14 protein-coding genes are annotated in these 13741 nt (G+C 39.7%); 2 read left to right on the top strand and 12 right to left on the bottom strand.

What is annotated here, in order from left to right:
• Positions 1–10: 10 nt before the first annotated feature.
• The 4 genes from puuE to A3K93_RS13575 all read right to left on the bottom strand — a co-directional run bounded on the left by puuE (position 11) and on the right by A3K93_RS13575 (position 4579).
• Entirely contained in the window at positions 11–973 is a 963-nt protein-coding gene (gene puuE / locus A3K93_RS13590; protein WP_067731834.1) for an allantoinase PuuE, read from the bottom strand.
• A gap of 213 nt (positions 974–1186) precedes the next feature.
• Positions 1187–1885, bottom strand: coding sequence for an aspartate/glutamate racemase family protein (locus A3K93_RS13585; RefSeq protein WP_067731832.1), 699 nt, complete (start codon positions 1883–1885; stop codon positions 1187–1189).
• Between the two features lie 66 nt (positions 1886–1951).
• The gene (locus tag A3K93_RS13580; protein ID WP_067731830.1) at positions 1952–3412 is read right to left on the bottom strand and encodes an NCS1 family nucleobase:cation symporter-1; all 1461 of its coding nucleotides are present in this window, start codon (positions 3410–3412) and stop codon (positions 1952–1954) included.
• Positions 3413–3490: 78 nt separating this feature from the next.
• Positions 3491–4579, bottom strand: a complete 1089-nt coding sequence (locus A3K93_RS13575) for a porin (protein ID WP_227509909.1) — start codon at positions 4577–4579, stop codon at positions 3491–3493.
• A gap of 294 nt (positions 4580–4873) precedes the next feature.
• On the opposite strand from A3K93_RS13575, the gene A3K93_RS13570 reads away from it, so the two are divergent.
• Together A3K93_RS13570 and A3K93_RS13565 are read left to right on the top strand one after the other, a co-directional pair.
• On the top strand, positions 4874–5596 hold the full coding sequence (locus tag A3K93_RS13570; protein ID WP_067731826.1) for a GntR family transcriptional regulator: 723 nt from the start codon (positions 4874–4876) through the stop codon (positions 5594–5596).
• Positions 5597–5801: 205 nt separating this feature from the next.
• On the top strand, positions 5802–6131 hold the full coding sequence (locus tag A3K93_RS13565) for a hypothetical protein (protein WP_335622353.1): 330 nt from the start codon (positions 5802–5804) through the stop codon (positions 6129–6131).
• A 153-nt stretch (positions 6132–6284) separates the two neighbouring features.
• Here the strand turns inward: A3K93_RS13565 and A3K93_RS14765 are convergent, their stop codons facing one another.
• The 8 genes from A3K93_RS14765 to tnpA form a co-directional block, all read right to left on the bottom strand.
• The gene (locus A3K93_RS14765) at positions 6285–6392 is read right to left on the bottom strand and encodes a DUF2474 family protein (RefSeq protein ID WP_081408567.1); all 108 of its coding nucleotides are present in this window, start codon (positions 6390–6392) and stop codon (positions 6285–6287) included.
• A 10-nt stretch (positions 6393–6402) separates the two neighbouring features.
• The gene (gene cydB / locus A3K93_RS13560; protein WP_067731824.1) at positions 6403–7407 is read right to left on the bottom strand and encodes a cytochrome d ubiquinol oxidase subunit II; all 1005 of its coding nucleotides are present in this window, start codon (positions 7405–7407) and stop codon (positions 6403–6405) included.
• Positions 7400–8845 carry a cytochrome ubiquinol oxidase subunit I gene (locus A3K93_RS13555; RefSeq protein ID WP_067731822.1) on the bottom strand — a complete coding sequence of 482 codons (1446 nt, stop codon included), beginning with the start codon at positions 8843–8845 and terminating at the stop codon, positions 7400–7402. Before A3K93_RS13555 ends, cydB begins: the two co-directional genes overlap by 8 nt.
• Before the next feature lie 162 nt (positions 8846–9007).
• Entirely contained in the window at positions 9008–9421 is a 414-nt protein-coding gene (locus A3K93_RS13550; RefSeq protein ID WP_067731820.1) for a GNAT family N-acetyltransferase, read from the bottom strand.
• Between the two features lie 115 nt (positions 9422–9536).
• On the bottom strand, positions 9537–10970 hold the full coding sequence (locus A3K93_RS13545; RefSeq protein WP_067731818.1) for an amino acid permease: 1434 nt from the start codon (positions 10968–10970) through the stop codon (positions 9537–9539).
• A 360-nt stretch (positions 10971–11330) separates the two neighbouring features.
• A complete protein-coding gene (gene tnpC / locus A3K93_RS13540; protein WP_067731816.1) occupies positions 11331–12950 on the bottom strand; it encodes an IS66 family transposase in 1620 nt (539 codons plus the stop codon).
• Positions 12951–13024: 74 nt separating this feature from the next.
• Positions 13025–13360 carry an IS66 family insertion sequence element accessory protein TnpB gene (tnpB, locus tag A3K93_RS13535; RefSeq protein ID WP_067728626.1) on the bottom strand — a complete coding sequence of 112 codons (336 nt, stop codon included), beginning with the start codon at positions 13358–13360 and terminating at the stop codon, positions 13025–13027.
• Positions 13357–13740 (bottom strand): IS66-like element accessory protein TnpA, encoded by a 384-nt coding sequence (gene tnpA / locus A3K93_RS13530; RefSeq protein ID WP_067731815.1) that lies wholly within the window; start codon positions 13738–13740, stop codon positions 13357–13359. Before tnpA ends, tnpB begins: the two co-directional genes overlap by 4 nt.
• Position 13741: the final 1 nt, after the last annotated feature.

Here is a 13741-nt window from a genome sequence, read left to right as displayed (position 1 = left end):
AATTTGTTAATTATTGTGCATGATTTTTATACCAATGCTCGGCAATATCTCCACGTCGGCATATCCATACCTTTTCATGTGATTGAATATAATCAAGGAACTTTTGTAGGGCTTTAAAGCGAGCTGGTCGCCCTAAAATACGACAATGCATTCCAATGGACAGCATTTTTGGTGCAGTCGCCCCTTCCGCGTAGAGTACATCGAAAGCATCTTTTAGATATTGATAGAACTGTTCACCACTATTAAAGCCCCCTGGTGAGGCAAATTTCATATCATTGGTTTCAAGTGTATATGGAATGATTAAATGAGGGCGTTTTCCCCCCGCTTGGTTGGTCAAAGTGCTCCAAAATGGTAAGTCATCGCCGTAATAATCACAGTCATATTTAATCTGAGGGAACTCAGCCAATAACTGACGGGTGTTGGGGCTATCACGTCCTGTATACCAACCGATTGGTGCAGCACCAAAAAGGGACTCAAGTACTGAAATTGCCTGATCCATATGCTGGCGTTCGGTTTCTATATCCATATTTTGGTAATGTAACCAACGTTGACCATGCGAAACGACATCATAATTGGCTTGTTTGATTGCATCAACAATATAGGGATTGCGAATTAGAGCCATGCCAACACCAAAAATTGTCATGGGTAGATTGCGTTTCTGGAATTCTTGATGGATACGCCAAAAGCCTGCTCGCGAGCCATATTCATACATCGAATCCATCGACATATGTTTATCTGGAAAGCTTGCTGCACCAATAATATCGGATAAAAACTGCTCTGAACCAGCATCTCCATGTTCGATATGATTTTCACCGCCCTCTTCGTAATTAAGTACAAACTGCACCGCGATTCGGGCTTGATTTGGCCATTCTACTTTTGGTGGCTCTCCATGATAGCCAATTAAGTCACGTGAATAAGGTTCACTACGGATTTGATCAATGAGTTCTTGGCCACGTAAATAAGTTGTAGTCACATCTATTCCCTAAGTTGTTATATCAAACAGTCAAAATTTATGTGAAATTTTTAAGCAATTTATGCGCCAAAATGATTCATTTGAAAATTGATTATTTTAGCATGACGATTTTTAAATCAAAATTACACATCAGTGCAGAGGTGGACATAAAGCGATAATGAATGATGAATCTATATTGATCAATTTGACGCAAAATTATTGAAATACATCTCATTATTTTTGATTTGGATAGGCATAATCACCCCATTTACTGGTTGTCAGTCCTAACCCATGCAATGCTTCTAATAATTTAACTGCGGCTGTAACACCATCAATAACTGGAATTTTAAGTTCATCAGTCAGTTGTTCAACATGTTTAGACATACCACCACAGCCTAAAACAATGGCTCCAATGTCATCACTCTCTTTTGCATATAAGCACATACTTAATAGTTTTTCATAAGTGGCTTGTTCATTGGTCTCAAGATCTAACACAGGTAAATCAATGCAGTGAATTTTTTCACATTTGTGCAGGTAGCCATATTTATGTAATAGATGCTCAGTGATAATTTTGGTGCGTTTTAATGTTGTCACCACAGAAAATTTGGTAGCGATAAATGTTGCCATATGAAATGCAGCTTCCGCGATGCCGATTACCGGTGCGGTGGCAAGTTCTCGTGCGGCATCTAAACCTGGATCACCGAAACACGCAATAATATGACCATCTAACTTTTCTGTCTGTCCTGCTTTGATGAGATCTAATAAATGAAAACTGGCAATCGCTTCATCGTAATGCCCTTCTATAGTCAATACACCATGATTTGGTGATACCGCAATAATTTCAGTAGAACTGTCTGCAACTTTCTGTGCACTTGCAGCAATGGAGTTTGTCATTTCCTGACAGGTATTTGGATTTATAATTTGTATACGCATAATGAACCTTAAATTCGAAAAAATAAAACCACTCTGCTTATCAAGATAAACAGAGTAGGAAATGGATTAATTAATTGATTTTGGTACTCGTGCTGGGAATTTGATATTAATGAGACTGTAAGTTATTAAGCCTAATCCCATACCAATGAACCAGCTAAAGTTTGCTAAAGCATGAAGTTGAGGTAATAACACACAGAGAATTGGAATAATAGCGGAAGGAATCAAAGCGTAAATTGCATATGGGTTATATCCATTTTTATACCAATATCTGCCCTTGCTTTCTAAGGTATAAAGATCATCGACTACAATATTTTGTTTTTTAATTAAGTAGTAATCTGCAATCAGAATACCAAATAAAGGTCCAATAAATGCACCTAAGATATCAATCGTATAGTGAATGACTTGAGGATTATTAAACAAATTCCATGGTGTAATAAAGATTGAACCTACTGCAGCGATCATACCGCCCATACGCCAGCTAATTTTATTAGGTGATACATTTGAAAAATCAAATGCAGGCGAAACAAAGTTGGCCACAATATTAATGCCTATCGTTGCAATCATGAGGGTCAAACAGCCCAAAATCACCACGAAGGTATTATCTAGTTTTCCAACCATTTCAACTGGATCAGTAATCAATTTACCGTAAATCGGTAAAGTGGCTGCAATACATACAACGGTTAAAATTGAGAAGCCTAAGAAATTGACTGGAAGGCCAAGGAAGTTCCCAAATTTGACAGCCTCAAAGCTTTTACCATAACGTGAAAAATCACCAAAGTTTAATACTGGTCCAGAAAAATAAGAAACAACCAATGCGATAGCACCAATCATGACAGGTAAAACTTCAAGTCCTTCGTATTTCACACCCCCCAGGTTTAAATCAATATTGGCAATACCTGCTTGAGCAACCAACCATACTGCCATTGCAAACATAACGACATAGACTGCAGGGCCTGCCCAATCAATAAATTTACGGATACTGTTCATACCTGACCAGAAAACAATAGCCTGTAAAACCCACAAGGCCATGAAGCCGATCCAACCTAAGTATGAAAGACCAAGAAACCCATATTGATTGACGTCTGCATAAATTGCCATTTCTGGATAGAACTTTAGAATGACTAAAATAAAGGCACTCGATGCAAGATAGGTTTGTATACCATACCAAGCGACAGCAATTAAGCCACGAATAATCGCAGGGATATTGGCTCCTAATACCCCGAAGGTCGCACGACAAATGACAGGAAATGGGGTACTTGTGACTTGGCTCGGCTTGGCTATTAAATTGGCAAAGAATTGTACGATGATAATCCCAATGAGTAATGCAACTAAAACTTGCCAGCTATTCAAACCAAGTGCAAACAAGCTACCCGCTGTCACATATCCCCCAACGCTGTGTACATCAGACATCCAAAAGGCAAAAATATTATATGAGCCCCAAGTCTGTTTCTTGAGCGGTGCTAAGTCCTGATTGGTTAATGCTGGATCATATTCAGGTTTAATTAATGCTTCTAATTTATTATCCATTGTGATGACTCACTAAAATTTATATCAAAGGTTTTTGCTTTACGCTGATGGAGACGGAGCCCATGTCTGGCACTATGATTAGAATGAAAAACGGATACCTAAAGCTGTGGAAAGTTGATCTTGATTTACATAACCCCCACCCTGAAAAGGTGAATCTGTATTCACTAAACTTTCTGTTGAGCCATCTTCATTCTTTAAATAGGCGATATTGGCAATTAAGCTCAGTGGTTTGAAAAGTTGATACGCCGCTAAGCTGCGGTAAATGATGGTATTACTATCGAAAGTGGTATTTTTCTTATAAAGAATGTCACCAGATAATGTGAATTTAGGTGTAAATGCATAATCCACACCAATTTCAGAAGCCCACGCGTTTTGTGGAGCTAAATTGCTCGCAATTGCAGCATATTGACCTGGACCTGTAATGTTGGAAAAAACCAGTCCTAAACGTGTCGTAAGATTTTCATATTTATATTGGGAGGCTAAAGTCGTTAAGCGATAATGATTGCTTGTGTCTTGAGCTGCATGATCTTCATAACTTGCACCGATAAGAGCACGATCGGTTGTGTATTTGAGCGCACCTGAAAAGATTTGACCATGCGTATTTTTAGCTGATGAATCTTCGGTCGCATAAAATGCGCCAAACTGCCAACCTGTCATTTCAGGAGATACATATTTAAAGGTTTTACTATAGAGTTCGCTTACGGCATCAAACTCGGAAAGTTTAAATATAGCTCCAGAATTGTAACCACCTTTAAAAACACTACCGACGAACCAATCATCATTTAATGACCATTGTTTACCGATACTTATAGCACCATATGGTGTTTTTAATCCGGCATAGGCATTCCGGTCAAAAAGCTCGCCATCTTTATTTTGCTCACCAGTTGATGGTTTAAAACCAGACTGTAAATTAAAAAATGCCTGATAATTCTGATCAAATTTGTATTGGCCACTTAAACCGATATTGGAAACACCGAGGATACTATCTACAGCTTCTGTTTGCGTATGCGCGCCTTCTTTAACATTTGTTACTGAGGCAATACCCGTATCAATCATACCAGAGATACGAAAATTAAAATCTGGTGTATTTATTTCGACGCCTGCATAACTCACACCTGCATAAAACATCATTGCGCTCAACAGAATTTTTCTATTTTTCTTCAGCATTACCTAAACCCCTGATAAGTTGATACTCATTTGAATCAAGATTGTTGATTATTTAAATTAAGATTGTGTACAATCTGCAATGAGCAAAATTCAAGCCAAGTAAATATGATTACAAAACAATCAATAAAAAATAATTGTTTAAGTATTTAATAATTATGATATTTTTAAATTATATTTATCTATGATTCGAATAAATACACTGATAGAATCCAAATGGTTATCCATTTTTTTAGGATAATAGGTTTTGAAATGTGCACCATTTTAAGATCACTATGCACTAGTGGAGTTCAATTCGTGTCAAAAAGTAATGAAACTGTAGACAATTCTGTTAATAAAAAAGATATCGATCTGCACATTTATAATGCAATCCTCGAAGCGATTTTAAATCGCCAACTACAACCCGGAGTTCGTTTGGTCGAAGCACCATTGTGCAATGCCTTTGGAGTTACAAGAGGAGTAATTCGCCGTGTTTTTGTAAAACTTGCACATGATCAAATTATAAAAATTGAACCTAATCGTGGGGCGATTGTGGCTGAATATGATATTGATGAAGCCAAAGCCGTATTTGAAGCCCGCAGTATGCTTGAATTGGGAACAGTAAAAAAATTGGCGAAAAAATCTAAAAGCGTAAATTTAAAAAATATAAGGGAATTGGTAAAAAAAGAGGAAAATGCCTTATCGAATGGAAATTGGCAAGAATGGGTGAAGCTGTCAGGCGACTTTCATATTGAATTGTGTGAAGTGAATAGTAATCCACTCGTGACAAGTTACCTTCAAACTCTGATTGCTAGAACTTCGCTATTAATCCGCATGTATGATACTCCAACGCATCATAGTTGCTCGGTAGAAGAGCATAAGGCGATTTTAGATGCGATTGAGGAAGGAGATGAACAACTTGCTATTCAGCTTATGGAAGATCATTTAGAAGATTATGCGAGTATTTTTTTGAAAAAACCGCCAGTTTCGAGTCAGTTCAATTTATTCGAGATTTTCCAAGAAAAGAATATACGGGATTAAAAATATACTTTGTAAGGTAGCTGTACTGTGTTGGAAAAAAATTGATAAATGAATTATATTCAAAAACATGATTACAAAAAATTACATAAGAAAATCTATAAAATCAATTTATTATATTTTTAGAACGTGCATTATATTTAACACCAGTTTTTATGATATCAAATTAAAAAAATGAAAAATCTTCAAATTGTTATAAGCAGATGCATTGCATTCTTATGAATTAGAACATCAGGAACAATGCATCGGAAAGGAAATAAATGAAACGATATTAGAAATATTGGTCCATGATTTGTCATATGAAAAAATAAATTGTTTTGTATATTCGAAGAAAGACCCGACAAAAATTCTTAAAACTTCTATTGATTACCTCATTGCGGTTTTAGAAAGAGCAAAGTATCGAGTTGAAAAGTATCAACAATACGGCAAAAGCCCTTTGCATGTGTGTTTGTACGTGATAGAGAAAATTGATGGTTTTATCACATACTTGCAAACAGAATTTTCAACTAAGACAGATGCAATTCCATTAGCTAGATAAAAGCATCTGTATATAACTGAAGATCATCTCGTAGGCTCTGCCGGACCAATTATTTCAAGCTATCACCTGTGATGAGCTTATAGACACTAGGTGAAACCATTGTGTTTAATTAAAGTAGGTTCAGCCAAATCTGGTCATCTTCAGATTATTCGATCAATAGGCCCATTGAATTAATAATCGAAAAAAGCCAGCCACAACGGCCAATGTCAAAACGCCACCGAGCCAAAGTACGACAAACCAACCTGCTTGATTAAGTTTCATACCTTTCACCTTAATGATATCCATCATCGCCCACCCGAACTTTATGCCTAAAGACCCAATACGACAGTCCGGTATAGAACAAAATGATTGGAATCAAAATCAAGGCTCCGATAAGAGCAAAGAGTTGACTGCTTGCTGGTGCAGCTGCTTGCCAAATAGTTACTGATGGCGGAATGATGTTAGGCCATAAACTGATTAAAAAACCGCTATAAGCTAAAATCACCAATGCCAATGTATAAATAAATGGTTTAAATTCATGGCGGTTTTTACAAGCTTTGAGCACAAGCAGCGTAAATATCACTACTAAAATAGGCACTGGGCTAAAATAAAGTAAATTCGGCATACTAAACCAACGTATTGCAATTTCGTCATGTGCCAAAGGTGTATATAAGCTGACAGCGGCAAAAATGATAAATAAAGCCATCATCAGTTTGGGCATCAAGTGAAACATTCGGTCTTGCAAATGATGATCCGTCTTGAAAATCAGCCAGCCACAACCGAGCGTGGCATACAGCACCACGACTGCAAAACCGGTAAATAACGAAAATGGTGTGAGCCAGTCGAGTCCTCCACCACTAAATATTCCATTAGTGGTTTGAATTCCTTGAATATAGGCCCCGAGAATAACGCCTTGTAAAAACGAGCTCATAATAGAACCACCGATAAAGGCTTTATCCCATAAGTGTTTGGTTCGATTTGCCTTGAACCTAAATTCGAATGCTACACCTCTAAATATTAAGCAAATGACCATCAGAATAATTGGCATATATAGCGCGGAAAGCACCGTTGAATAGACCAAAGGAAATGCCGCAAATAATCCGGCGCCACCGAGTACCATCCAGGTTTCGTTGCCATCCCATACCGGAGCGACAGTATTCATCATCACATCCCGTTCTTGGGCATCTTTAAAAAATGGAAATAAGATACCAATTCCCAAATCAAAGCCGTCTAAGACAACATAGATCAAGACACCAACGGCAATGATGACAATCCAGATTAACGATAAATCAATCATCTTTGGGCTCCTGTTTGACTTGAGAAGGTCTTTCTAGGGTATTTTCATTATCAATGGTACTTAGAGGTCTGTTTGATGCCTGAATGACATCCTGATCGCTATGAGGCGTGCTATGAATAAATTCGGGTCCCTTGTGCATCATTTTCAACATGTAATAAATACCAATACCGAAAACGACACAGTAAACAATGACAAAAATAATTAAGGTAATACCTACTTGCTCTGCTGATACGGGCGAGAGAGCATCTTTAGTTCTAAGTACACCATATACCACCCAGGGTTGACGCCCGACTTCTGTGGTAAACCATCCTGCGAGCAACGCAATAAAACCTGATGGCCCCATAAGTACTGCAAATCTATGCAGTAGTTTTGACTCATAAAACCGTTGTGTTTTACGCAGTATTAATCCCATTAACGCTAACAAAATCATGAGCAAGCCCATACCGACCATAATTCGGAAGCTCCAAAAAATAATCAGTGAATTTGGCCGATCTTCTGGTGCAAATTCTTTTAAGCCTTTGACTTCGCCATCTATGGTGTGCGTCATGATCAAACTGCCGAGATTTGGAATTCCTATCGCATATTTGGTTTCTTCTGCTTGCATGTCAGGTATGCCAAATAAATAAAGCGGCATGCCTTCATTTTTATTGGTTTCCCAATGTCCTTCTATGGCAGCTAATTTTGCGGGCTGATGCTCTAATGTATTTAGACCATGCATATCCCCAACGAGGACTTGCAAAGGTGCCAAAACAAGAATCATCCACATTGCCATAGAAAAAGAGGTTTTAACCAATGCATCACGACGTCCTTTAAGGAGATGCCAAGCAGAAGTTGCTGCAACAAGAAGTCCAGAAACCAAGAATGCAGCAATAGCCATATGGGCTAATCGATAAGGAAATGACGGATTAAATACAATAGCAAACCAGTCTTCTGGGACAATAATGCCATTTTGAATGCTAAAGCCTTGTGGCGTTTGCATCCAACTATTTGAAGATAAAATCCAGAACATGGAAATACAGGTTCCGATAGCCACCATTAAGGTGGCAAAGAAATGAGTTTTTGGTCCTACGCGTCCCCAACCGAAAAGCATGATGCCAAGAAAGCCTGCTTCCAAGAAAAAGGCACTCAGCACTTCATACGAAAGTAGCGGACCTGTAACACCACCTGCAATTCTCGAAAATTCACTCCAGTTGGTCCCAAATTGGTAACTCATGACAACACCAGAGACCACGCCCATACCAAACGATAGAGCGAAAATCTTGATCCAGTATTTAAAGAGATCACGATAAACGGGGTCCTGAGTTTTAAGCCAACGCCACTCCAGCACAGCTAAAAAACTCGCAAGACCTATCGAGATTGCAGGAAAAATAATATGAAACGATACAGTAAAGGCAAATTGAATACGTGCCAATTCTAGTGCAGTAAACCCTAAATCCATGTCCATCACCTTATTGTGAAATTATGCGGTGAACTTCAAAATTGAATAATGAATAGCTTGGACTAAGTAAGACTTTACAGTGTTATGAATCTGTTGTGTTTTGATCTCTATAAATAGATCATTTTTTACACTCTTGAATGATATTAAAAAAGCTTAAATGAGTTAGACCTGTTTTACCCAAGCACTAGGGTGTAAATCAAAGCCAAGCTTTGGGTAATAATCTACAGCTTGTGGTGCAGACAGTAATATGATTTTGCAGCCTGGTTTGAGCTGCTCCGTCGTAACTTCGATTAATTTTGTACCGATTCCCATTTTCTGGACTTTTTCTGAGACTGCTAAATCTGACAAATAACAACAATAGTGATAGTCCGTTAAGGACCGTGAAAGTCCAACTAATTCATTGTCCATCCATGCAGTCACAATTAAATTCGCATGTTTTAACATGGCATTTATACATTCAATATTGTGAAGCGGACGTCTTGCTCCAAGCGTGGTCTTGGACAGTAAATCAATATATTGCTCTGGCGTAACGGACTCATTCACACAGTAGCTTATAAGATTTTGAGTATTGGTCATTGTCGTCTATGTTCAAATTGTTTTGAGTTTGAATATAGCGGAAATCGTGAGTTTAGGTACGTCATAGATAAAATAAAAAAACCTCCTTTACGGAGGTTTTTTTATTCAGATAGTCTTAGAGACCTGCTTGGAATTTCTTACGACGGCGTGAATAGAAGAAATATAACGCCAAGAACCAGAGTGGTGAAATTGCGAGTGCAATGAATGTTTGCTTATCTAATGCCAAAATAATCAAACTAAAGACTAGGAACGCGAGGGTTGCCCAAGACATAAAAATACCGAGGGGCATTTTATAAGTGGATTGCTCATGCAACACTGGGTCTTTACGACGGTAGCTCAAGTACGCAGCGAGAATTAAACCAAAAGTGAAAATCACTAGAATCGAACCAAAGGTCGAAATGATGGTAAAGGCCGTCATCACATTTGGTACGATGAATAGAATTGAAGTTCCTAAAACCACAAGCAGCATAGAGAACAACAAGCTATTCATGGGTACTTTACGTTTGGTTAATTTTGCAAACTTATTATCGGCATCTTTTTCTACAGCAAGACCATAGAGCATACGGCTAGTGGCAAAGATACCACTATTGGCAGATGAAATCGCTGAGGTTGCTACGACGAAGTTCATGAGACTTGCTGCAGCAGGAATACCAATCAGGGTAAAGAATTGCACGAATGGACTTTGATCTGTACTGATCTGACTCCATGAGGTAACCGATACCACGCAGATTAATGCAGCTACATAGAACAACATAATACGAATAGGAATTGAGTTGATGGCTTTTGGCAAAGACTTGTGCGGGTCTTTGGTTTCTGCAGCGGTTGTACCCACCAATTCAATCCCAATAAAAGAGAAAATCGCAATTTGGAAACCTGCAAAGAAGCCTGATAAACCAAACGGCAACATGGCTTTTTCATCAAGTAAATGGCTAAACGATGCTGCTGTACCATTTGGTGATACAAAATGTGTGAAAATCAGATATAGACTGACCCCTAAGAACAGCACAATGGCAATAATTTTCAGCAGTGCAAACCAGAATTCCATCTCGCCAAACAGTTTGACTGTCAGTGAGTTCAGTACGGTGAGGACAAAAATCGTGGCGAAGGCAGGAATCCAAGGTGATAGCGTGGGATCCCAATATTGCATATACCCGCCAATGACAATCATGTCGGCAATCGCTGCAACAACCCAGCTAAGCCAATAGGACCAACCTAAAAAGAAGCCAGCCCATGGGCCTAAATAAGCGGTACAGAAATCAGTGAATGATTTATATTTCAAATTTGAGAGTAATAACTCCCCCATCGCCCTCATCACAAAGAAAAAGAAAAAACCGATGATCATGTAGGTCAAAATAACCGAGGTTCCTGAAACACTCAGTGTTTTACCTGAACCCATGAATAATCCTGTCCCAATAGCACCACCAATTGCAATTAATTGAATATGCCTGTTTGAGAGTGATCGTTCTAATTTTTCTTCATGATTTGAATTAAAAGGATGGCTGATGACAAAATCCTCTTGAGGAGGCTGTTTGTTATTACTCTCATTCATGGATAAAAAAATTCCTAACACCTTTGATTAAAAGATGCTGTTTGTATTAAAGCTGGGAGAAACGAAGCTAGAATTTAAAAAGACAATAGGACTGACTTAAGTTGAATATTAAGTAAACAGCTATTGGCTTACTTTAATAGTACATAAATTAAAAACTCAAAAGCATATATCGCGCTTTCATATGTAGAACTATTGTTCAATTATTCTTAACTTAATTTGGGTTTGATTACTAATTGTGCGTGTTGGTTAAGCCAGAACGTTTTATTGAAATACATATTGAAACTCATATAGATTAATCTATGTTGAGATCCCGCTTTACGCGCATAAAGGTAAGCGTCCGCTGAACCCCATGCCTATTTTTTAATTCGGTTCAGGTTTCCAGCGGTGTGGTAGCAATTCTTCAATCTGAGTCACTTTATGTGTCGGCAACCTTTTCAGCACATCACTTAAATAGGCATACGGATCCAGCCCATTCAGCTTTGCTGACTGGATTAATGTCATAATATTGGCTGCTCGCTGACCGCTGCGCAGCGAACCTGCAAATAACCAGTTCTTACGTCCCAACGCCCAGGGGCGCATCTGGTTTTCCACCCCTTGCGCAGCAATGCTGCTCATATCTATAGGTAGATTGCCATCATCCAGATAGCGGCTTAAAGCTGGCCAACGCTTCAGAGTGTAATTGATCGCCTTGGCGGTTGGAGAACTCGATGGCACAGTCAGTTGATGTTGGTTGAGCCATTCATACAGTTGTTGCATCACCGGTTGACTATGCTGTTGTCGGTATTCGCGGCGCTGTTCTGCTGTACCATCGGTCTTTTTCCTGAGTTCTGCTTCTATCTCATACAGTTTCTGAATCAGCACTAATGCCTGTTCAGCGACCTGACTTTTCCCGGTCACATGTAGCTCATGGAATTTACGACGTGCATGCGCCATGCAGCCCACCTCAATGACATCGCCTGATTTAAAGCGTGCTTTATAACCACTGTAATCATCACAGACCAGATGGCCCTGCCAGCCATTCAGGAACTCTTCTGCATGCTGACCTGAACGGCTATCCTGAAAGTCATAGATCACCGCTTGAACTGGATTGTACTGTGTAGTGGCATAGGCCCAGACATAACCTTTCTTCGGTTTTTTATCATTCTCACCCATCCGCATGATGGTGACTGGTGTTTCATCGGCATGCAGCACCCGCTGTTGCAGCACCACCTCTTTTAAAGCATTGGCCAGAGGTTCCAGTTCTACACCGCAGCGACCAATCCAGTCAGATAAAGTAGATCTGGACAGATCAATTCCTGCGCGTAGAAAGATTTGACGTTGACGGTACAGCGGCAAATGATCAGCGTATTTTGAGACCAGCACATGGCTCAGTAGTTCAGGACTGGCAATACCTTTATCAATCACATAGGCGGGCATCGCTTGCTGAGTCAGGGTGTCACACTGATCACAGACCCATTTGCCACGCACATGCTGTTCCTTATAGAACTGTGCCGGTCTGAAATGCAGTTTTTCACTGATATCTTCGCCGATACGACGGAGTTGGCAGCCACAAGCACATTGGGTTGATGTTGGTTCATGCTCAATACGAATGGTGTGTAGATGATCCGGCAGCAGTCGACGTTTATGTTTGTTGACTGTGGCTTTCTCTGTCGATGCATCGGTTTTATCTGCATTCAGCCGCTCCAGTTCCAAATCAACTGCTGCGATATCCTCTTCAACCGCTTCATCCCAGAGATGGATTTGTTTTGCGGTGAGATGTTCGTTTTTACTGCCAAATTTGTGCTGTTTAAATAGTGCGAGCTCATGCTCGTATTTTTGCGTGAGAATGGAAAGATGTTGAACTTTGGCATCCAATTGCTGGTTTGATTTTTCTAATTCTTGATTTGATTGTGCCAGAGACTGATGCTGCATTGCCAACTGTCTGGTAAATTCCAGCAGTTGTTCATGGGTCAGTTGGCTTAAGTCTGGCAGCGTATTCATGACCGCAGTATGCCTGAGGTCATGACGCAGAGGAAATAGAACGTTTGGAGAATAGCAGAATGGACCAGCCTGGTTTAAAGCATCGTCACCACCTGCTGTCGTCCAATGCGCTGCCAAGGTAAACCCTGGATCAGTGCCTGTAACTGTTCCGGACTGATCGCCATGCTTTCACCCTGGTGAACCTGCGCCCAGTGGAATTTTCCCTGTTCCAGCCGCCGGGCACACAGCCAGATGCCCAGTCCATCATGTACCAGCACTTTCATGCGATGGCCACGTTTATTACAGAACAGGTAAGCACAATGCGGTTTAATGTAGCCAAAGGCTCTCACCACCTGAGCCATGACAGTATCCATCCCTGCTCGCATATCCAGAGGTTGGGTAGAAAGCCAGATTTCATCAATGCGGATCATGTTGCAAGTGCCTTGAGTAATTCTGCTAAAGTAGATATTTCTGATACTTGCCATTTCAAGCCAATTTCTGCTTTTGAGTGGGGTAAAGTAATTTGAACCGTTAACATGTCAGTAGGAGTAGGATCTAATGGTGCAGAGCAAGATAAGGCAATAAATGCAGGTTTATTCGGTAGTGGTGAGCGATCATTCCCTGGCTTACCATCAATTAAGCGAATCCATTTGGATACAAGATTTGTATTCAATCCATGTTGCAAAGCGACCGAAGCAATTGAAACGTCCGGTGCTTTACAAGCCTGAACGATCTGCTGTTTAAATTCAGCACTGTATGTTCTTCGTTTTTTCGCAAGAGATGCGATGGATGTCTGGTGATTTGTAGTCATA

It is taken from the genome of Acinetobacter sp. NCu2D-2, assembly GCF_001647675.1.
GTDB lineage: Bacteria > Pseudomonadota > Gammaproteobacteria > Pseudomonadales > Moraxellaceae > Acinetobacter.
Note: the sequence above shows the minus strand (reverse complement) of the source record. Positions and strands in the feature narration are given on the sequence as shown.

Coding starts and splice junctions, on each gene's coding strand:
- A3K93_RS13585 (WP_067731832.1), bottom strand. CDS start 1,885: ATGCGTATACAAATTATAAATCCAAATACCTGTCAGGAAATGACAAAC.
- A3K93_RS13580 (WP_067731830.1), bottom strand. CDS start 3,412: ATGGATAATAAATTAGAAGCATTAATTAAACCTGAATATGATCCAGCA.
- A3K93_RS13575 (WP_227509909.1), bottom strand. CDS start 4,579: ATGCTGAAGAAAAATAGAAAAATTCTGTTGAGCGCAATGATGTTTTAT.
- A3K93_RS14765 (WP_081408567.1), bottom strand. CDS start 6,392: ATGAAACTTAATCAAGCAGGTTGGTTTGTCGTACTTTGGCTCGGTGGC.
- cydB (WP_067731824.1), bottom strand. CDS start 7,407: ATGATTGATTTATCGTTAATCTGGATTGTCATCATTGCCGTTGGTGTC.
- A3K93_RS13555 (WP_067731822.1), bottom strand. CDS start 8,845: ATGGATTTAGGGTTTACTGCACTAGAATTGGCACGTATTCAATTTGCC.
- A3K93_RS13550 (WP_067731820.1), bottom strand. CDS start 9,421: ATGACCAATACTCAAAATCTTATAAGCTACTGTGTGAATGAGTCCGTT.
- A3K93_RS13545 (WP_067731818.1), bottom strand. CDS start 10,970: ATGAATGAGAGTAATAACAAACAGCCTCCTCAAGAGGATTTTGTCATC.
- tnpC (WP_067731816.1), bottom strand. CDS start 12,950: ATGAATACGCTGCCAGACTTAAGCCAACTGACCCATGAACAACTGCTG.
- tnpB (WP_067728626.1), bottom strand. CDS start 13,360: ATGATCCGCATTGATGAAATCTGGCTTTCTACCCAACCTCTGGATATG.
- tnpA (WP_067731815.1), bottom strand. CDS start 13,740: ATGACTACAAATCACCAGACATCCATCGCATCTCTTGCGAAAAAACGA.